We start from the raw sequence: 21,273 nt of genomic DNA, 5'->3' as shown, positions 1-21,273 counted from the left end.
GTGAGGTGAATGAAGTTGAGGTTGAGCAAATTTTTAATACCGTATTCATATTCTGTATTAAGTTTATTCGTCTCAATAATGGTACTTCAGTTATATGATAGAATGGAAAGATTTAATGAGGGAATTGCAACTATCTTTGAAAATTTATTTCAAACTACGGTGCAAATGGGAATCGCTACATTGTATTTTGGAGCACCTATTATTTTAGGTGGATGTATTCTTGGAGAGTTATTATTCAGATGGATCATTTCACCATTTAAATTAAGCTATATTATATCCTTACTATTATATCTTCTTTTAGCCTTTAGTATTGTTTTTATCTTTTGTTTCTTAACGATAGGAATTCCAACTGTATATGAAGATTCTCGTACTTTTCAAGTGATGTGTCTCATGGGGCTAACTATGATTTGCGCTGTTACATTTTTTGTGAGTAGGAATATATGGGAGGAAAAATAAGTTGATAATGGAGTGGTCAAATGAAATACATTTGTCCATGCTGCGGATATAAAACATTAGAAGAAGAACCACCAGGTACATATGAAATTTGTAAAATATGTTTTTGGGAAGATGATCCTGTTCAGTTTAAAGATCCTGACCTTGAAGGCGGCGCAAATGAAGCTTCGTTAAGACAAGCGCAGAAAAATTTCATTGTGTTTGGTGCTTGTGAAAAGCGATGTGCTGGATTAGTTAGAAAACCGACTAGTGAAGATATAAAGGATGCTAGTTGGAAGCAAATTTGTTAAGTAGTTTATAAATAAAAATGTTATTACTTAAATAAAGAGAAGTAATAACATTTTTTTATTTAGTGAATAAAGAATTACCGCCGTCTTATAAGGTAAAACATTAAAGATGATAAAGTAATAGGAAGGCCGGTGTCCAAAAAGGCTTCTAAATTAAAGGATAGAAAATCTCTGTTGTTAAACCACATAAAGAATAAATGATTGTAGGAAATACCTAACAGTATAAATACAGGAATTCCAACTTTTAATTCGTGACTTCTTTTTACTTTTCTATAACAAAACTCCCCTAATAGACAACCAATAAGAACAGGAATACTTCCAAGAATGACATACATAATAATGGATACCCAAATCGGCCCCCATGAATCTGCATAATTTGGAATTAGTGTATACTGTAAAACATTCACAACAATAGAGAAAACTAGTAAACATGTTAAATAACTAACGGCAAATTTTTTCAATGGGATCATCCTCTTACTATATAAGTTATGTAAAATGATATAAAAAAGGCATCTAGCAAAAGAACTAGATGCAAATAAAAAACACAAGGGAAGACAAAATTCTTCCCGTTTCCCGTATGTAATTATATCAAAAAATTTATAAAAAACTAGCTTTATTTTTATATAATTGATGTGTGAAGCTATGAAATTATAAGATTATACTGTTTCCGTAGTGTTTTATTGAAAAATGAGCTATATAAATGATTAATTTTAAACCGGAAAATTTAAACCAACTATTAAAAGTGATGCTGATTAGTGCAAATAAGTCATATGATGCGATTAAAGATTACGAATGTACGGGAGAAGCGGTAGCATTCCGTGTAGACTTTGAGCATATTGACGTTGCTCTTATGATTGTAGATATGTTAGGAAGGTCGGCAGCTAGGTTTACCATTTTACTATTTGCTAATCCGGATACGAATGAGATAGATTATATTCAGTTTCAAGTGTATACCATTAATGAAGGGAATTTTAAAGAAGTGATTGATACGATGCAGGGAACTGTAAATTTACAAAAATGTATATAACAACTAATATGTAATTAATAAATTCATATAGTTGGAGTGATGTCATGCAACCGTTAGAAAGAGAGATTCATTCTAATATGCTTAAAGTGTGGAGAATTCACGCTTTAATTGGAGCTGCAGTTATACTAGCAGTCGTAATTGCGTATTTCTTTTTTATGATTAATTTTCATTGGTGGGGCTGGTTGTTTGGATTGCTAGTAACGGGAGCCATTATATACATACCGCTTGATTATTTTGTATTTCCAAATTTACGTCAACGCTATTATAGTTATAGGTTAAATGAAGAAGAGATTGAAATTCAAAAGGGCATGTTCGTTGTAAAGCGCGTACTTATTCCAATGATTCGTGTGCAGCACGTTACGATTGAACAGGGGCCAATTATGAGAAAGTATAATTTAGCAGAATTACACATTTCAACAGCGGCAACTTCTCATAGTATTCCTGGTTTAACGAAAGAGGAAGCAGAACAGTTGAAAAGACAAATTGGAGAACTGGCGAAGGTGAGTGATGAGGATGTATAAGAGGCAACATCCAATCACGATATTATTAGGTATTAGGGTTGCGAGTTTGTTGCCACTTATTATTCTTGTTTTATTTAAACCTGATGAACAAGTGGAATCTTGGTATTTATTTTATCTTTTCCTTTTGTTTATTTTATGCATTATGGCTATTTTTTCAGCAATTAAATGGTATTTTAAAGTGTACTGGATCGAGAATAATATTTTACATATAAAGCACGGTGTCTTTGTAAAGAAGGAAAGCTACTTAAATAAAGACCGTGTGCAAAATATCAGTACGTCTTCTAACATCATTTATCAAATACTTGGACTTACGAAGTTAAATATAGAAGTAGCGGGCGGCGGTAGTGAGCCAGAAGTGATGTTAGCGGGTATTAAGGAAGATGAAGCAAAACATTTAATCTCTTTATTACATAAGAAAGAAATTACCGTAAATGAAGAAATAGAAGAGGAAGAAAGCAAGACGGTTTATCAGTTAACATCGAAAGAAGTTTTAGCAGCAGCGATTACATCTGGTCGGTTCGGACTAGTGTTTTCTGGACTAGTACTTCTTTACACAAAGTTTGATTATGTTCTTCCGGAAAGGTTCACAAATAAAATAGAAGCATATGTGATGGGGAATGGTGTCTATAAACTAATTTTGATTGCAGTAATTTTAATGGCGATTTCATGGATTATTTCTACGGCTGGATATGTGTTAAAATATGCAAACTTTAAAATTGAGCGAAAAGGGGAAGAGATTTGTATCGTTCAAGGGTTATTTGAAAAGAAAGAGTTTGTCTTAAAATTGCACCGCATTCAAGCGATTACTGTGAAAGAAGGTATTCTTCGCCAGCCATTTGGTTATTGTGCTGTTGAAGTGGAAGCAATTCAAAGTATTGGATCAGCAAGTAACGAAGTGATGCTACATCCTTTTATGAAGAAAAAATATGTACAGCGCCTGCTCACATATTTAGAGTTACCTTATGAAATCGAAGAGGAGATCGTTCATTTACCAAAAACAGCGTTGAGTCGTTATGTCATTATGGGCTGGTTAATAAGTATCATGCTCACTGTTCCAATTGTCGGCGTGAGTATATATTTTAAACAATATATTGCGTTATTCGTTCTTTTACCGTTATTTATCGTGTTTTCGTTACTTGCGTATGCTAGATATAAAAGTGGCGGTTATGCAATAAGAGAAAATCAACTAACGGTCGTGTACCGTGATTTTTCGAAATATACAGGAATGATGCGACGAAGACATGTTCAAGCAGTAGGCTATAATCAATCGTATTTTCAAAGAAAAGATAAATTATGTACAACTCCCGTAGCGGTAGCTGGGCGCGGTTATGAAGTGAAGCATATGCGAAAAGAAGATGCACTTCGTATATATAATTGGTACAAAGAAAAAGGAAACACCGGTGTGTAATGGTGTTTCCTTTTTGTGTGTCGTGATTTGTTGATAAGTCGATATATTCGGAAAATCGTTGATATAATTTCATGTACCGCGGTCTCTGTACCCCAAATCACGTACTCAAAACCTAAACTAACACATCAAAAGTAGTCACAAAAGATGGACGAGAGAAAATGCTTTTTTGCTGTTCGGCATGTGGATGCGCCTGCGCTTCTGCTTGTGCAGGGCGTTTTTTATGAGCATTTTCGAATGAACGTGATTCTGTCCAGTCTTTAAAGTTTTGCTCTGTTTCCCACATCGTTAAAATGACATATGTATCATTACTTAATGGGCGAAGAACGCGGATTGCTTGGAAACCAGGTTCGTTTTCGATAAGGCCTGCGCGGTTTTTAAAACGGTTTTCAAATACAGGGCGACCTTCGTCTGTTACAGAAATGTTGTTACAAACGATAAAGCCAGGTTGTCCTTTAAATTCTCCAACAGCGTCTAATACGTCATACTTAAGTGAACCTTCTACAGATTCTTCTGTATTTTCTTTATAAAACATATCTTTTTCATTATTTTTTGCAGTGAAATGTGCTTGTTCTAGAGGTGTTTCGTATGAAATAACAGCCTTCATTTTAATGCCCCCTTTTTGGTTTGTCTCTATTATATCAATTCCCTTAAAAAACTTCGAAGATTATATACATAAAGATAGTCCTTTTTCAAATAATAAATGTACCATCATTTGGAAAGAAGGCCGATGTATGAAGAAAGTAAAGTGGACTTTATTAGGCGGGGTAGCAACGTTTGTAGTAGCGATTGTACTCTATAAACTTATTGTGTTAGCTGGTGGCTATATGATGGATGAAAAGCAGCTCGTTTTCCACTCTTCATCACGTATCGTTGACCAGAAAGGAAAAGAAATTACGAAATTATATGTAGAGAATAGAGAGCTCGTACCGATTGAACAAATTCCAAAGTACGTGCAGCAAGCATTTGTTGCTGTGGAAGATTCTCGTTTTTATGAGCATCAAGGAATTGATTATCCTTCTATATTTCGGGCGCTCTATAAAGACACGTTAGCTGGAGAGAAGGTAGAAGGTGGTAGTACGATTACGCAGCAACTAGCTAAAAATGTCTTTTTAACTCGAGAAAAAACATTTACGCGCAAATTGAAAGAGGTCGCAATTTCTCTTCAGTTAGAGCAAAAATATACGAAACAGCAACTTCTTGAAATGTATATGAACCATATTTATTTCGGCCATGGAGCTTACGGTATTCAAGCGGCGGCCAAATTGTATTTTAATAAAAATGTAGAGGATTTAACAGTAGAAGAAGGGGCGATGCTTGCTGGTCTTCCGAAAGCACCAAATGGCTATTCGCCGTACTTATCTCTGGAAAAGAGTAAAGAGCGCCGTGATCTTGTTTTGTCACTTATGCATAAACAAGGCTATTTAACAGCGGAAGATAGTGTTCGTTATCAAGGGAAGACAATCGCTCTTTATAAAAATGTAGATGAACGTGAACTTGCATATATGCCGTATATCGATATGGTTGTCGATGAAGCGGCACGTATATATGGTTTGTCTCATCAAGAAGTACTGCGCGGAGGATATACATTTGTCGTACCGATGGATGAAAAAGTTCAAAAGGTAGCATATAACCAGTTTCAAGATGTAAGCAATTTCCCTGGTAAAGAAAACGGGGCGCAAGGTGCATTTTTATTAATGGATAATCGGACTGGCGGAATTAAAGCGGCGATTGGAGGAAGAGAGTATGTTCCGAGAGGGTTTAATCGTGTCTTTGCAAAGCGGCAACCTGGTTCTGTTTTAAAGCCGCTTATCGTATATGGACCAGCTTTAGAGACGAAAAAATATAATCCGTATTCTTTATTAACAAATGAAAAAAATTCTTTCGAAGGCTATGAACCTCGAAACTATAATCATCAATATATGAAAGAAATGACGATGTATGATGCAGTGTTAGAATCGGCCAATGTACCAGCTGTATCTTTATTAAATGAGCTAGGGGTAGAAGAAGGAAAGCAATATTTAGAGAAAGGGAATGTTCATATTGCGGACTCTGGTTTAAGCACAGCACTTGGTGGATTGAAAAATGGCGTTTCTCCATTTGATCTTGTTAAAATGTACCGCTCTTTTTTAGCGAATGGGAATATAATCGAACCGCACGTTATTGATAAAGTGCTAAATAGACACGGTGCAGTCATTGGTGAATCATCAAAATCTGAAACGAAAGTCTTTTCAAAGCAAACGGCATGGTATATGACAAAGATGCTTGAAGGAGTTGTGAAAGAAGGTACAGCGAAAGCAGGTGTATATAACGGAGCGCTAGCAGGAAAGACGGGTACAACTTCGCTTCCGAATGACGATCATGGCGCAAGGGATATGTGGTTTGTTGGATATACGCCGAATTTAGTTGGAGCGGTTTGGATTGGCTATGACCGCACTGATAAAGAACATCAATTACAAGATGGAAATGCATCTGCAACGATGTTATTTAAGAAGATTTTAACGAAAGCCAACATACAAGATACAGCAAGTTTTCAAAGGCCAAAAGGCGTTGAAACAATCGGACTACCGATTCGCTTACATAAGATTAAAAACGTGGAAGCAAAACTATCATTTAGTCCTTTCGGTTTATTTGCGATGAAACTAAGCTGGACACCACTTCCTGATGAGCGAATTATGTATCGAATTTATAAAGTGGAAAAAGGAATTCATACTCATGTTGGAACAGTAAAAGGAACGGGGAAATATGAGGAAAAGTTTATTAACATATTCTCAAAACCGAGTTTTTACGTTGTGCCATATAACACACAAACGAATCGTGAAGGAGAAAAGTCAAAAGTAGCTAAACCGTAGTTTTTCTCTGTGCTATAATAAGAATGTTGTGAAAATAGTAAGCGGTTTTACGAACGTTTGTGTCAATTTAATGAACAACGTACATAATATTATGCATTTTGTTTTTACAAGCTGTATAGTAAAAAAAGATAAATATCGGAATAGAACATATTTAAAGTAAAAGCATCGGTAAGGAAGGGAGCAAGGGTCTTGGTAAGAAATATAAATGAGACATTTTTAAAAGCATGTAGGGGGGAACGCACAGAGTATGTACCAGCATGGTATATGCGTCAAGCAGGTCGTTCACAGCCGGAATATAGAAAGATAAAAGAGAAATATTCTTTATTTGAAATTACACATAATCCAGAGTTGTGCGCTTATGTTACAAAATTGCCAGTTGATCAATATAACGTAGACGCAGCAATTCTATATAAAGATATTATGTCACCACTACCTGCAATTGGTGTTGATGTTGAAATTAAATCTGGTATTGGCCCAGTAATCGATAGTCCAATTCGCTCTTTACAAGATGTAGAAAAATTAGGGGAAATCAATCCAGAAGATGACGTACCGTACATACTAGATACAATTCGTTTATTAACGACAGAAATGTTAGATGTTCCGTTAATCGGTTTCTCAGGAGCTCCATTTACGTTAGCGAGCTATATGATTGAAGGCGGTCCTTCACGTAACTATCATAATACGAAAGCGTTCATGTATGCAGAGCCGAAAGCTTGGTTCGCTTTAATGGATAAGCTTGCAGATATGGTTATTACATATTTAAAAGCGCAAATTAACGCAGGAGCAAAAGCTGTTCAAATTTTCGATTCTTGGGTTGGAACAGTAAATGTAGCAGATTATCGCGTATTTATTAAACCAACGATGGAGCGTATTTTTGCGGAAGTTCGCACGATGGGTGTTCCAATGATTATGCATGGTGTTGGTGCAGGACACTTAGTGAATGAATGGCACGACTTACCTCTTGATGTAGTAGGTTTAGATTGGCGCTTACCGATCGAAGAAGCACGCGCACGCGGTGTTCATAAGGCGGTACAAGGAAATATGGACCCTTCGTTCTTACTAGCGCCTTGGTCTGTCATTGAAGAACATGTAAAAGGTATTTTGGACCAGGGGATGAAACAACCAGGTTACGTATTTAACTTAGGTCATGGTGTATTCCCAGAAGTAAATCCAGATACATTAAAACGTTTAACTACATTTATTCATGAATACTCTAAAGAACAGTTAGCGAAGTAAAGGAGAATAGCTGTATGAAAAAGAAAATTGGTTTGCTTGTAATGGCATACGGAACGCCATATAAAGAAGAAGATATTGAGCGTTACTATACACATATTCGTAGAGGAAGAAAGCCAAGTCCTGAAATGCTAGAAGATTTAACAGAGCGTTACCGTGCAATTGGTGGTATTTCTCCTTTAGCTACTATTACATTAGAGCAAGCTAAGAAGTTAGAGACGCGTTTAAATGAAGTGCAGGATGAAGTGGAATTCCATATGTATCTTGGTTTGAAACATATTGAGCCGTTCATTGAAGATGCAGTACAAGCTATGCATAATGATGGAATAGAAGATGCAATCGCATTAGTTCTTGCGCCTCACTATTCTACTTTTAGCGTGAAATCGTATGTAGGAAGAGCACAAGAAGAAGCAGAAAAACTTGGAAACTTAACAATTCACGGCATTGATAGCTGGTATAAAGAACCGAAGTTCATTCAGTATTGGGTCGATACAGTGAAAGGTATATATAACGGTATGTCAGAAGCAGAACGTGAAAAAGCAGTGTTAATCGTATCTGCACATAGCTTACCAGAAAAGATTATCGCACTCGGCGATCCATATCCAGATCAATTAAATGAAACAGCTGACTATATTGCACGTGGTGCAGAAATAACAAATTATGCAGTGGGATGGCAAAGTGCCGGAAATACACCAGACCCTTGGATTGGTCCAGATGTACAAGATTTAACGAGAGAACTAAATGAAAAGTACGGCTACAATTCATTCGTATATGCACCAGTTGGATTTGTTGCTGAACATTTAGAAGTTTTATATGACAATGACTTCGAGTGTAAAGTTGTAACAGACGAAATTGGCGCGAAATATTATCGTTCAGAAATGCCAAACGCATCAGCAGCATTTATTGATTGCTTAACAGATGTTGTATTAAAGAAAAAAGAAGAAGTATTGTAATACTAAAAGGGAAGGGGAAACTATTTTGAGGAAAAAAGTTGTGATCGTCGGCGGTGGCATTACAGGCCTATCGACAGCGTATTACTTACAAAAAGAAATTCGCGAAAAAAACTTGCCGTTCGATACATTGCTTATAGAAGCGTCGGGTAAACTTGGCGGGAAAATTCAAACCGTTCGAAAAGATGGATTTACAATTGAACGTGGACCGGATTCTTTCTTAGCGAGAAAAGAGAGCGCAGCTAGATTAGCGAAAGAATTAGGACTTGGCGATGAACTTGTAAATAATGCGACAGGTCAATCGTTCGTTCTCGTAAACAATCGGTTACACAAAATGCCGAACGGGTCAATGATGGGAATTCCAACGCAAATTACTCCGTTTCTATTTTCCGGATTGTTCTCCCCAATTGGTAAATTAAGAGCTGGTTTTGACTTATTAATGCCTAGATCAAAACCAGTTTCTGATCAATCACTCGGGCAATTTTTCAGACACCGTCTAGGAAATGAAGTGGTTGAAAATTTAATTGAGCCATTATTATCGGGTATTTATGCAGGGGATATTGATGAAATGAGTTTAATGTCAACATTCCCTCAAATTTATCAAATTGAACAGGAGCACCGTAGTATTTCACTCGGTATGCGTACGCTTGCTCCGAAAGAAGAGAAGACCGAAGTGAAAAAAGGAATCTTTCAAACTGTGAAAACCGGTTTAGAATCTTTAGTAGAATCTCTTGAAGCGAAGATTCATGAAGGTACGGTATTGAAGGGAACGCGTATTGAAAAAGTCGCAAAACTTGGTGATGGCTATACGATTACTCTTAGTAACGGAAAAGAAATGGAAGCAGATGCGATTGTAGTCGCAGCTCCGCATAAAGGATTGCCGTCTATGTTTGCGCAGTACAAGCAGTTTCGTTTCTTCCGTAACATTCCGTCTACATCAGTTGCGAATGTGGCATTAGCTTTTCCAAAGTCTGCAATTCAGCGTGATATTAACGGAACGGGATTTGTCGTATCACGTAATAGTGACTTCTCCATTACAGCATGTACGTGGACTCATAAAAAGTGGCCGCATACAACGCCAGAAGGAAAAGCACTCCTTCGCTGTTACGTCGGACGCCCTGGTGATGAAGCGATCGTCGAACAAACGGATGAGGAAATTGTGCAGCTCGTATTAGAGGACTTACAAAAGACGATGGATATTACAGCAGATCCAGAATTCACAATTGTGAGCCGCTGGAAAGAAGCGATGCCTCAGTATACAGTAGGCCATAAAGAGCGAATGAAAAAGCTCACAACATTTATGGAGAAAGAATTACCAGGTGTATACTTAGCCGGAAGTTCTTACGCTGGTTCTGGTCTTCCTGCGTGTATTAATCAAGGAGAATTAGCGGCAAAGCATGTATTATTTCATTTGGAGAAAGTAATGGAGACTGAATTAGTCGCACGTTAAAATATTTCAAACAAAACGCCTTCAATTATATTGAAGGCGTTTTGTTTATTGAATAAAATACCTGTTAGCCAATAAACATATATAAGTTATTTGGTTTTATAACTGCATCTCCAGCATATATAACCCACTCAGTTAAATTTTCAAAATCTAAATGATAAGAATTACCTTCGTTCATATCTTCAATAAAATACGGTTCATTAATGAGTATTCCTTGAATCATATCTTCCATAATGTCTTGCATTTCAAACCACATATGTTCACTTTTTCCCTCTTCGTAGGAGACACCAAACTTAGCGAGAAAACGAAAATCTTCATTCGATTGCTCAATGTGAAAAATGTTGCTGAAATACCCGAAAGTATTTTTTGCATTATAAGCCATACGATCCGTTTCACTATTTGTTTTATAGAACATGAGCCCTGTAGCTTCCTCGTGTTCTTTGAAAAAGCTTTCGATATATTCTTCTGTAGTATTACATTTAAACAAGAGAACAGATGGAGATTGATGGTATTCATCTCGGTCATCCATCCCCCCGAGAAATACGTTTTGTGCATCGATTGGCTGTAGCTTCACTTCTTCATCCTCAATTGAAGATAATTGATCCATACTCGTTTTATGTCCAATGTAAGATAAACCTTTTTCCCACGGAACGGCTACTGTATGTATGGAACCTTGCTGACTATGTGCGATAACGATAGACTCATTCATTGGGACTTGGCCATTCTCAACGGCATTATTAGCAAATGTTTGAAAAAGATCGCCAATGCCGTAGTAGGAAGAAATGCGATTTGGAATAATTAATTCTATTTCTGTTACGCCTGCTCTTAAAAGGCCGTGTGTATGAAACCAATATTGCGTAGGCTCGCCTTCTGTATCGTCTTCATAAACAGAATGAATAACGTATAAGTCAGGAATGTCAGGCAATAATTCATTCTCAACGTGATATTCAATATAGTTTCTAGATATGACCTTCATGGCTGCACTAGAATCGATTACAAATAACAAGTCCGGTGCAAGGTGCCATAAAAATTGCAACTGATGGAAAAAACAGCTGAGTACATCGCCTACAAATAGTGTACGTGTGAAAATCTCAGTGCCAAAAGCAGCATCTTCAAAAGTATGATCTACGATTGTGGAATCTTGTCTATTGTACATTTTATATTCTTCTGGATCATCCGTTTCATCTATGTGTAGCTCATATGGTATGACTTTTTCATCCAGATGTAACTCTACAATAAGGCTTGTCTCATCACTATAGACAATTTTTAACTCATCAACTTTAGTAGAGATAGTTTCTAGCCGTTGTTTTAACTGATCAATTGTAATTCTAGTTGGTATAACAGCAATCATATCTGAAAAATGACGTTCTAATGTTCCATTCATAGCTGCGCGGTATGTTTCGGTTTGTGCTTGCATCCAATCACTCCTATTCAAATGAATCCATTTTACATGCCAATGAACTTTCGATATTTTCTGTTTTTTATCTCTTTAATATTATAAATCGCATTCGTAGAAGGTGTAAAATTATTATTTTGTATTATAGTTTGAAAACTTGTAAATTAAATAAATTTTTTGTAAAACTTGTCGAAATATCATTCTATATAACGAATCATTTGTTATGATAGAAATGCTGAGAAAATATGAATTAAGGAGAGGAAAATGGCTGTGAAGAAACTCTTAAGTGTCTTTTTATCATTGATACTATTGCTTTCATTTACTGGAACTTTAGCGCAAGCAGAAGAAAATGCTTCTATGTCGGTAGAAAAAGCAATTCAAGTATTTAAGCAGCAAGGGAAAACGAAGGGGATAGTGGAAGGATATATTGTCGGATATACGCAAAGTCCTTCTAAATACACCAAGGATCCGGCTAAGTTTGACGACACAAATGTAGCAATTGCCGATTCGCCAAACGAAACGAATCCAGACAAGATAATGCCTGTTCAATTGCCAAAAGGCGATGTGAGATCGGCAGTAAATGTGAAAGATCACCCTGAAAATATCGGTAAGAAAGTTCAATTAACAGGGACTCTTGAATTATATTTTAGTAGTCCAGGTTTAAAATCAGTAACAGCTCATAAGTTTCAAGGGAAAGAACAAAACCGTGTTAGCGATGTAGTGGCTTCACCAAACGGCGGGGAAGTTGCAAAAGGAACAGCGGTAACATTAACAACGAATACAGAAGGAGCAACAATCTACTATACGTTAGATGGGGCTAATCCTACAAATAAAAGTGTTCGTTATAACGGACAAATTATAGTGAATGAAAATAGTGTAGTGAAAGCAATCGCAGAAAAAGAAGGACTTACTTCTTCAGCGGTTTCGACATTTTCATTTATTATCGTAAACAATGAACCAGTTCGTATTCATGATATTCAAGGGAAATCACATATTTCTCCTTATAACGGGAAGAAAGTAAACAATGTGGAAGGCGTTGTCACAGCGCTTGATAAAAATGGTTTTTATATAGAAGATAATCAACCGGATAATGACCCAGCTACGTCAGAAGGTATTTATGTATACAAAAAAGATGCGAATGTAGCGGTAGGAGATCTTATTCAAGTTGATGGAGAAGTAGAAGAATATGTTGGACCTGGATATGCAGAGCGATTTGAAACAGATTTAACGACGACAGAAATTAAGGCGAGTCGTATTTCAGTACTTGCAAATAATCAAGAACTACCAGCACCGATTGTACTAGGGGAAAATGGCGTGAAAATCCCTGATCAAATTATTGATAATGATGCATTTGGTTTATTTGATCCGAATGAAGATGCAATTGATTTTTATGAGAGTGTAGAAGGCATGCGCGTTACGATGCCAACACCAAAAATTATCGCTCCTCAGAAAAATGGTAACTTATACGTAACGGTTAAAAATGGTGGCAATAAGGTGGTAACACAATTTGGTACACCACTTTTAGATGAAGACCAATTAAACCCAGAACGTCTTTCTGTAAAGGTACCTCGTGATTATGTAGCGAAAGTAGGAGATACTTTCATTGGAGATATAACAGGAGTAGTAGGATATGACTACGGTTCATACCGCATTTCGCCAGTAACGGAATTACCATCTGTAACGGACGGTGGATTTAAGCAAGTAGGGGCAAATATTCAGCCACGTCTTGATAAGTTAACAGTTGCTACATATAATATTGAAAACTTCTCAGCGAATAAAAAAGAAACATCAGATGAGAAAGTAAAAGCGTTAGCTTATTCTATTAAATACAATTTAAAAATGCCAGATATTATCGGTGTAGAGGAAATGCAAGATAATAATGGAACAATAAATGACGGTACAACAGATGCTTCTTTAAGTGCAAAACGTATTATTGATGCCGTATTAGAAATTCGTGGACCGAAGTATGAGTATGTAGAAGTTGCGCCGAAAAACAATCAAGACGGAGGAGCGCCTGGAGCAAACATTCGCGTCGGTTTCTTCTATAACCCATCACGTGTAAAATTAGCGACAGTACCGAAGTTACTAGATAAAAATGTAGTTCGCATCGGAGACGAAAATGCATTATTTGAAAGTACACGTAAACCATTAGCGGCAGAATTTACGTTCCAAGGACAAAACATCGTTGTAGTTGCAAATCACTTAAATTCAAAATTAGGAGATGCAACGCCATTTGGAAAAGTACAGCCGCTCGTATTAAAGAGTGAAGAGAAACGAGTGCAATTAGCACAAGAAGTGAATCGTTTTGTAAAAGGTATTCAAGAAAAGAAAACAAATGCGCCAGTTGTTGTCCTAGGTGATATGAATGATTTCGAATTTTCAAAACCACTAAAGGAAATGCAAGGAACGATATTAAAAGATATGTTAAACACATTGTCGAAAGAGAACCGCTACACGTACATTCATGAGGGGAACGCACAAGTGCTAGATCATATTTTAGTAACGAATAATATCGCACCGCACACAATTATAGACCCTGTACACTTAAATTCAAACATTATGAAAGAACATGGACGTGTAAGTGACCACGATCCAGTACTTGCTCAAATTGATTTGAAGAAGGCTTCTTAAAGTGAGAGAACGCTTAGGTATCTAAGCGTTCTTTATTTTGTGGAAAGAGGCCCGAGCAATAAATTAATAGTATATAACTAATTTTTAGGATTATATATAGAAAATCCTTTTTTTGTAAGTTTTATGATAAAATTAATTGAATATTTTTTTTTTTTTGGAAGGAGGGGACAAAAGATGTTAGCCCGATTAAATGGGAGATTAATGAATCAGCTTGGTATTTTTTTCAGTCTTGTTGTACTGTTTCAGTTTGTAGCAGACATAACAGGGCTTATGCAGCATTTAGATACGTTGTATTTTGCAATAAACAACGCAATTTCTTATATAACCTTTGGTTTGGCAGTTATCTTTACTGTATTAGGTGCTAAAGAGGAATTAAGTAAATACGCAATTATTTTATTATGTTTAGTAGTAGGTGTTAGAGCAATTTATTATGCAGCTATTGTTATTCTGTGGAGTTTGGCTGGTACACCTTAAAAGTGCAGTATTGCATTTAGCTTTTTTAATAATAATAAAAACCTAATTTCCTATGTAACATAAGGAAACTAGGTTTTTATAATGGTTGAAACGCCTTTCTACATCGATCTCGCCTTTGAAGTCTTCTCATATACCTTTTTTTGTCCCGTTGTAAACCTTTTATATACATGAATAAGCCGACAAGGAAGAAAAATACACATTGCATAATTAAAATGTACGGTGACATTCCCTGTAATGGTTGTTTCGGATCATACAAATGAATAGGTGCTCCGCCAATTGTAGGGAATATTGTATTTATTAGGACGTAAGGAATGGAAGTAACTGCAAATGGAAACAGAATTGCCATGTAATCCTTTTGTGACCATGTGGACGCTGCTAAACCTAAGAGGGCCATTAAACCAGCGAATAAAAAATTAATCCCAATATATATAGAAATATAAGTAAGGGGAGAAGAATAATATAACTCTGCGAACATCCCGTTGTCGTTTATCATGCCAGTACCGGCGGCTGGTGTTCCATTTGGAATTGTTAATTTGCAAAATAATAAAGAAAGAATGAATGGTAAAGTATAAAGAAATCCTCCACAGAAAAATGTAGCGATATACTTTGTAAAGGAATACGAGAATATGGAAACTTCCTTACTTATAAAAGCTTTGAAACCATCGGATTTATCGGAATTATAACTTGTACTAAATGGTAAACTTGCAATAACTGGCATTAATAATAAATAAACATCCATTTCATTATCCCTAAATCCAATCCATTTAACAGCTGTTGTTATCGACTCATTCGCTGCGTCTCCTAAATAACGAATAACATAATAATAATGATAAATAGAAATAAGAGCTAATCCACTAAACATAATAATTAAAGAAACACGATTACCAAAAGCTTGCTTTATATTTAAACGAAGCGCACGCACCATGACTGAAAAAGCCTCCACTATTTTTATAAATATGTCTATGTTCTATATTACTATTAATTGTAAAGATTTTCTTGTTTTTTTATTTGATTATTAGAAAAAGAGAAATTTATGTGCTGTTAAGTAAGGTTTCACTGTAGAAGATGATTGTCAGAGTGAAAGGAAAAGAGAGGGCATATTGAATTCTAGTTTAGACAAACTAGAAAAAGCACTATTCGATCATATACATAAAGAAGAGTTAGAGAGAATTATGCTTTCTATGTTGAAATAGTAAAACGGTGATGTTGAGATTTATATCTTAAGATCACCTTTTCTTTTTCTCTTTTCTTCTGATACACTATGACAGTATTATATAAATTGACTGGAATTTTTTCATACTGGGAATAACTAAAAAAGAGAACTTGTATAGAATGTAAGCGTGTGGTAATATCAAATATGTACCGGTTGACTATATTATCCAATTGGTCATTTTTGGAGGTGACGATGTGGCTATAGATCGAAAACGTTCTATTATTGAAGCTGCAACAAAGTCTTTTTCAGCATTCGGTTATAAGGCGACGACGATGGATCAAGTCGCGAAGTTAGCGAATGTAGGAAAAGGAACAATTTATACTTTTTTCAAAAATAAAGAAGAACTATTTGGCGAAATTATTTCTAATTTAATTACAGAAATGAAGCAAGTTGCAAAAGACGCAATTCGTTCAGATATTTCATTTTTTGAAAATGTACATAAGGCATTATATAGCATTTTAGAATTTAGAAAAGAACATCAGCTCATGATTAAACTCATTCAAGAAGAACGTGATATGGGAACGAAAGAAGTACAAGAAGTGATGCAACAAGTAGATGTGGAAATCGTTTCTTTCATTCAATCTTATTTAGAGATTGCGATTGAAAAAGGTGAAATTAGTAAGTGTGATCCAGAAATTACAGCATTTATTATGCTTCGCCTATACGTATCCCTTATTTTTGATTGGGAGAAAAATCATGAACCGTTAGAAAAAGAAAAAATCTCGGAATTATTCGAACTTTATTTACTAAAAGGATTGTCAAATTAAGATAATCCTTTTAATTTTATAAAAAATGACTAAATGAACAAATTGGTCATACGTTTAATTTAGGAGGGATAATAGAAAATTTACAATTATATTGAGAAAAAGTTGCATAGTAATAAATTCGGGGATAAGGCATATGTATGAACAGAATATAGCCTTTTTGTTTGCGTATAAATGACTGAATTAAGATTTTGGTCATTTTGAAAAGGGGGAGAAATTATGAGAGGGTATAAGTTGTTTAGTAAAGAATTTGCAGAGATTATAAAAAGTAAAAAAATATTAATCCCAATTATTGCGGTTTTATTTGTGCCGATTTTATATGCGGGTATGTTTTTATGGGCTTTTTGGGATCCGTATGAACAGTTAGGAGATTTACCGGTCGCGGTAGTCAATTTAGATAAAGGTGCAGTATTTGATGGGAAACCAATTGAAGTTGGGAAAGGGCTCGTTGATAACTTAAAAGATAATAAAAGTTTTAAATGGGAATTTGTAAGTGAAAAAGAAGCGAAAGAAGGAATGGAAAACAGGAAGTATTACATGTTAGTACGTATTCCTGATAACTTCTCTAGCAATGCTACAACGTTATTAAAGGACGATCCGAAACCATTAAACTTAGAATATATTCCAAATGAAAGTTTAAATTTCTTATCTTCACAAATTGGCGGAACAGCAATCGAAAAAATTAAAGGTGAAGTATCAAGTACGTTAACGAAAACATATGCAGAGAAAATGTTTGATTCCATAAAAGATGTCTCAAAAGGATTAGCAGATGGAGCGGATGGAGCAAATAAATTACATGACGGAGCTAGTGAATTGCATGACGGTTCAAGTAAAGTGACGGATGGACTTCATACGCTGCTAGGGAAGTCTGGGGAGATGAAGGATGGAGTTGGCCAGTTGTTAGAGGGCTCTGGAAAAGTAACTGACGGTCTTTATACGTTGCAAGGAAAGTCAGGAGAGATGACAACAGGTATTAATAAATTGTTAGATGGATCTGATCAGGTAACAGATGGTTCAAGTAAAGTAACCGAGGGTTTAAATATGTTAAACGGTAAAACAGGAGAAATGAAGATTGGAATTACTGAGCTATTAAATGGAGCAGGACAGCTTTACGGTGGTTCTAGTCAAGTTAATAGTGGTTTAAATTTGCTAGTTAATAAATCGGGTGAGTTACAAAAAGGGATAGGAAATCTTTCTGATGGCTCAGGTCAATTGTATGGTGGTTTAAAAGATTTAGAGGATAAATCTATTGAATTAAATAATGGCTTGAAAAGTGCTTCTGCAGGCTCTAACAAATTACAAAAAGGTACAGGCGAACTTTCAAGTGGTCTAGAGAAACTAGATGGTGCAAAAGATCAACTAGAAGAAGGGGCGCAAAAAATTCAGCAAGGTTTGCAAGATTTAAACAATCAAGTACAAAGTGTTGTAACTAATCAATCAAATGAACAGAAATCGTCTAATACAGTACAACAAGTAAATACAGAGATAAATAAAACAGTGGCAAGCGTTGGACAACTAAAAGAAGATTCTCTATCTAATGCAGAGAATGCAAATCAAACAACAAAAGATGTTGCAGCTTTGAAAGAACAAATCGCAAGTCTACCACAAGAATATCAAGATAAGTTAGAACCATTTATAGCAAATGTTAAGAAAAGCACAGAGGCAGTTCAAAAGAAATCAACAGAATTTGTTGGTACAACAAGTACAGCAAATAAAAATGTATCACAATTAAAAAGTGCAATGAATGAGGAGAGAGAGGGAGTACAAACAAAGGTATCAACTCCAGAAAATCTAAATGGTTTAGTAGCTGGTATCGAAAAATTAGCAAAAGAGCAAAATAAATTCGTTACTAATTTCCAAGGGTTTGGTAAAGAGTTAGGGGGAGCGAAACTTGGAGCAAATAATGTAGCACAAGGGAGTAAAGAATTAAATGTTGGTGTTAGTAAATTGGCTGAAAATGGGCCGAAGCTTGTAAGTGGAGTTAATGAATTGAAAAATGGAGCAGGTAAGCTAAGTGGTGGTTTAGGTGAATTATCTACAGGATCGAATCAATTAATCACAGGTGTAAATCAATTAGCAGACGGCTCAGGAAAAGTGACAAGTGGTTTAGGGAAATTAAATGGTGGCTTAGGTGAATTATCTAGCGGCGCTAATCAAATGGCTGGGGGGATAAATCAGTTAGCGGGGGGATCTAGCCAAGTCACAAATGGCTCAGGCCAAGTAACAACAGGCTTAGGCACATTATCAGGAGGAACAGGCCAATTAGTTGGTGGGGTAAGCAAGTTAGCCAATGGCTCAGGCCAAGTAACAACAGGCTTAGGCACATTATCAACTGGCTCAACCCAGCTAATCGACGGAGTAAATAAACTAGCAGATGGCTCAGGAAAAGTGACAGATGGACTCGTAAAAGTAAACGACGGCTCAGGTGAACTTGCTGAGAAACTTGGTGAAGGCGCAGAAAAAACAGGTGAAGTAAAAGGAACAGATAAAACGTATGATATGTTTGCAAGCCCAGTAAAGGTAAAGACAGAGAGAATGACGGAAGTACCAAACTACGGAACAGGATTTACGCCGTACTTCTTATCGCTCGGTTTATTCGTTGGGGCACTTTTATTATCTATCGTATACCCATTACGTGATACAGTAGGCGTTCCGAAATCAGGGTTTAGCTGGTTTATTAGTAAGTTTGGAGTTTTATTATCAGTAGGGATTATTCAAGCAATAGTAGCAGATTTCATATTATTGTTCGGATTAGGTGTAGAAGTACAAAGTATTCCATACTTTATACTCTTTAGTATTGTTACGAGTTTAGCATTTATTTCATTAATTCAGTGTTTAGTAACAGCGTTTGGTGACGCAGGGCGTTTCATCGCTATCTTAACATTAATTATGCAGCTTACAACAAGTGCTGGAACATTCCCGCTAGAATTAATTCCGAAGTTTTTACAACACTTTAATGCCTGGTTACCGATGACATACTCTGTATCAGGCTTTAAAGCAGTAGTATCGAGCGGAGATTTTAACTTCATGTGGCAAAATATAGGGATATTAATGATCTTTATCGTTTTATTATCACTCGGTACAATCGCTTCGTTAACTTGGATGCATAAACGACAATTTAGAAATATTGCTGAAAATCAATCGGTTGAAGCTTAAATAAGGAAAATAAAAAAGGCACCGAAATGGTGCCTTTTTTAATGGTCTTGTTTTATTGGTTGAGAAAGTTCATTTGTTTTTCTATTTTTACGGAACAAGTATATAACAATACTTATAAGAATAATTGTAGCTACAATCCAAATAAATGGGCCATATCTTTCAGCAAAAGTATATAGTTTCATGTTGCTGGCAATGTCCTCTTTTGTTTTTCCTATTAGAATTTCAGAGCCACTATAACCTTCAAGTGTATCTCCTTTTTTTATACCAAAAATAAGAGTGTCTGATTTGTTTTCTATGCCTGTGTATCGGTATCCTTTACCTTTAATTGTTAATTGAGTATCATCTTTTTTTAGTGTGTAGTCTTCGGTGGAAATATCTTTGCCTGACAGTGTAATTGGTTCCATTGAGAAGCGGATTTCTTTTAATGCAGGAAGAGCTTCATTGTTTAGTAAGAGCTGCTTTGCAATATGCTGCTCGGTATCAATGTTTTTCCAATTTGCCTTTCGTCGTTTATATGTATTAATTTCAAGAAGTGCGAATTCTTTATTTTGAAGTTTTTCCTCTGTAATAGGTTGTGTAGTAGTTAATGTTCCTTTTAATAAAATCACACCGTCTTTTGCAGATTGAAAGGAAGAGACTTCCTTCGTTTCCTTTAATGTATTGATAGCACCTCTATAATCTTCTTTTCCTAAAAGAACAGCTCCCGTATGTACAGTTAAAATAAGATATAGGATGCTTAATACTATAATAGCTTTTTTCACTATTTCCCCTCCAAAATATGTATAAGTTAATCATAACATAATTTTCCATATGAAATTTTTCAATTTGAATAATAGGTTACAGACATAAGAGTGATAAGTAAATTAAGAGAAGTGTGGATGAGAGGAGTAAAAATGAAAAAGAAATACAGTTGTAAGAAAGGTGAACTGTACTTCTCTTTTAGCTGAACAGTATTTTATTCCGTAAAAGCCCGATTGGTGTGGGCTAATAATCAGTGGGGGATGAATGAATCCCCACCGATTAAAGTCTCACTTTATTGAATTCTTTTTCTCTGTATTACATTTAAAAACCCTTCAATATTCGAGCTTAAAATTTGTCCCACCGTTATATATTCGTCTTCATAGTAAAATATTAGTTTTTTATCAAAGAATGTTTTTTTCGTCTCTATGGATAGGATTTTTTTATATTCAAATTCCGTAATCAATGCATTTTTACAATATTTGAATGATTGTCCATAAAAAATAACCCTCCTATTAGTGGCAAGTAACAATCCGGAACGAGGGACATTATGCGTAATAATATAGCCAGTAAGTGAACATCTTAAAGTGGATAAAATGTTTTCTTCATGATGTAATAGTTGTTTTGCATCCTCTAAAATTTGATTCATTGCATATAATCCTTTTTTATTTAAAATACAATCTATATGGATATTATTATAGCAAGAAAGACCATACACCAAATATG

General features: G+C 35.6%; 19 protein-coding genes. 13 read left to right on the top strand and 6 right to left on the bottom strand.

Translation table 11 applies throughout. The annotated features are described in order from the left end of the window. Nucleotides 1-21 precede the first annotated feature (21 nt). Nucleotides 22-456, top strand: coding sequence for a hypothetical protein (locus U860_RS0116540; protein ID WP_025149434.1), 435 nt, complete (start codon nt 22-24; stop codon nt 454-456). A 20-nt stretch (nt 457-476) separates the two neighbouring features. Further along, nucleotides 477-743, top strand: coding sequence for a CPCC family cysteine-rich protein (locus U860_RS0116535; protein ID WP_025149433.1), 267 nt, complete (start codon nt 477-479; stop codon nt 741-743). 74 nt (nt 744-817) lie between these two features. On the opposite strand, the gene U860_RS0116530 is transcribed toward U860_RS0116535, so the two are convergent. Next, nucleotides 818-1,201 (bottom strand): hypothetical protein, encoded by a 384-nt coding sequence (locus U860_RS0116530; protein ID WP_025149432.1) that lies wholly within the window; start codon nt 1,199-1,201, stop codon nt 818-820. Nucleotides 1,202-1,440: 239 nt separating this feature from the next. Between U860_RS0116530 and U860_RS0116525 the strand changes: the two genes are divergently transcribed. The 3 genes from U860_RS0116525 to U860_RS0116515 are packed head-to-tail and all read left to right on the top strand — an operon-like array spanning nt 1,441 to nt 3,696. After that, on the top strand, nt 1,441-1,767 hold the full coding sequence (locus U860_RS0116525) for a hypothetical protein (protein WP_025149431.1): 327 nt from the start codon (nt 1,441-1,443) through the stop codon (nt 1,765-1,767). Nucleotides 1,768-1,811: 44 nt separating this feature from the next. Continuing rightward, nucleotides 1,812-2,288: a PH domain-containing protein gene (locus U860_RS0116520; protein ID WP_002170720.1), complete on the top strand. Its 477-nt coding sequence runs from the start codon at nt 1,812-1,814 to the stop codon at nt 2,286-2,288. Then, entirely contained in the window at nt 2,281-3,696 is a 1,416-nt protein-coding gene (locus U860_RS0116515; protein ID WP_025149430.1) for a PH domain-containing protein, read from the top strand. The genes U860_RS0116520 and U860_RS0116515 overlap by 8 nt, the downstream gene beginning before the upstream one ends. A 112-nt stretch (nt 3,697-3,808) precedes the next feature. Here the strand turns inward: U860_RS0116515 and hmoB are convergent, their stop codons facing one another. Further along, nucleotides 3,809-4,300 carry a heme-degrading monooxygenase HmoB gene (gene hmoB / locus U860_RS0116510; protein WP_025149429.1) on the bottom strand — a complete coding sequence of 164 codons (492 nt, stop codon included), beginning with the start codon at nt 4,298-4,300 and terminating at the stop codon, nt 3,809-3,811. A 127-nt stretch (nt 4,301-4,427) separates the two neighbouring features. On the opposite strand from hmoB, the gene U860_RS0116505 reads away from it, so the two are divergent. The 4 genes from U860_RS0116505 to hemY all read left to right on the top strand — a co-directional run bounded on the left by U860_RS0116505 (nt 4,428) and on the right by hemY (nt 10,178). Next, the gene (locus U860_RS0116505) at nt 4,428-6,545 is read left to right on the top strand and encodes a PBP1A family penicillin-binding protein (RefSeq protein ID WP_025149428.1); all 2,118 of its coding nucleotides are present in this window, start codon (nt 4,428-4,430) and stop codon (nt 6,543-6,545) included. A gap of 189 nt (nt 6,546-6,734) precedes the next feature. Then, nucleotides 6,735-7,781: a uroporphyrinogen decarboxylase gene (gene hemE / locus U860_RS0116500; RefSeq protein WP_025149427.1), complete on the top strand. Its 1,047-nt coding sequence runs from the start codon at nt 6,735-6,737 to the stop codon at nt 7,779-7,781. Between the two features lie 14 nt (nt 7,782-7,795). Further along, nucleotides 7,796-8,731, top strand: a complete 936-nt coding sequence (gene hemH / locus U860_RS0116495; protein ID WP_025149426.1) for a ferrochelatase — start codon at nt 7,796-7,798, stop codon at nt 8,729-8,731. Nucleotides 8,732-8,756: 25 nt separating this feature from the next. Continuing rightward, nucleotides 8,757-10,178: a protoporphyrinogen oxidase gene (gene hemY / locus U860_RS0116490; RefSeq protein ID WP_025149425.1), complete on the top strand. Its 1,422-nt coding sequence runs from the start codon at nt 8,757-8,759 to the stop codon at nt 10,176-10,178. Nucleotides 10,179-10,242: 64 nt separating this feature from the next. On the opposite strand, the gene U860_RS0116485 is transcribed toward hemY, so the two are convergent. After that, nucleotides 10,243-11,592: a DUF4026 domain-containing protein gene (locus U860_RS0116485; protein ID WP_025149424.1), complete on the bottom strand. Its 1,350-nt coding sequence runs from the start codon at nt 11,590-11,592 to the stop codon at nt 10,243-10,245. Nucleotides 11,593-11,835: 243 nt separating this feature from the next. Here U860_RS0116485 and U860_RS0116480 point away from each other — a divergent pair, with 243 nt between their 5' ends. After that, nucleotides 11,836-14,202: a DUF6359 domain-containing protein gene (locus tag U860_RS0116480; RefSeq protein ID WP_025149423.1), complete on the top strand. Its 2,367-nt coding sequence runs from the start codon at nt 11,836-11,838 to the stop codon at nt 14,200-14,202. A 174-nt stretch (nt 14,203-14,376) separates the two neighbouring features. Then, nucleotides 14,377-14,676 carry a hypothetical protein gene (locus U860_RS0116475; RefSeq protein ID WP_002170728.1) on the top strand — a complete coding sequence of 100 codons (300 nt, stop codon included), beginning with the start codon at nt 14,377-14,379 and terminating at the stop codon, nt 14,674-14,676. 76 nt (nt 14,677-14,752) lie between these two features. Here the strand turns inward: U860_RS0116475 and U860_RS0116470 are convergent, their stop codons facing one another. Beyond that, complete coding sequence (locus tag U860_RS0116470) at nt 14,753-15,601, bottom strand: hypothetical protein (protein ID WP_025149422.1); 849 nt, start codon at nt 15,599-15,601, stop codon at nt 14,753-14,755. Between the two features lie 482 nt (nt 15,602-16,083). On the opposite strand from U860_RS0116470, the gene U860_RS0116460 reads away from it, so the two are divergent. Further along, nucleotides 16,084-16,656 carry a TetR/AcrR family transcriptional regulator gene (locus U860_RS0116460; RefSeq protein WP_025149421.1) on the top strand — a complete coding sequence of 191 codons (573 nt, stop codon included), beginning with the start codon at nt 16,084-16,086 and terminating at the stop codon, nt 16,654-16,656. Nucleotides 16,657-16,872: 216 nt separating this feature from the next. Next, nucleotides 16,873-19,809 carry a YhgE/Pip domain-containing protein gene (locus U860_RS0116455; protein WP_025149420.1) on the top strand — a complete coding sequence of 979 codons (2,937 nt, stop codon included), beginning with the start codon at nt 16,873-16,875 and terminating at the stop codon, nt 19,807-19,809. 38 nt (nt 19,810-19,847) lie between these two features. On the opposite strand, the gene U860_RS0116450 is transcribed toward U860_RS0116455, so the two are convergent. Together U860_RS0116450 and U860_RS0116445 are read right to left on the bottom strand one after the other, a co-directional pair. Next, nucleotides 19,848-20,570, bottom strand: coding sequence for a hypothetical protein (locus U860_RS0116450; protein ID WP_025149419.1), 723 nt, complete (start codon nt 20,568-20,570; stop codon nt 19,848-19,850). 272 nt (nt 20,571-20,842) lie between these two features. Next, on the bottom strand, nt 20,843-21,196 hold the full coding sequence (locus tag U860_RS0116445; RefSeq protein WP_025149418.1) for a PH domain-containing protein: 354 nt from the start codon (nt 21,194-21,196) through the stop codon (nt 20,843-20,845). Between the last annotated feature and the right edge of the window lie 77 nt (nt 21,197-21,273).

It is taken from the genome of Bacillus sp. H1a, assembly GCF_000633475.1.
Lineage (GTDB): Bacteria > Bacillota > Bacilli > Bacillales > Bacillaceae_G > Bacillus_A > Bacillus_A paramycoides.
Note: the sequence above shows the minus strand (reverse complement) of the source record. Positions and strands in the feature narration are given on the sequence as shown.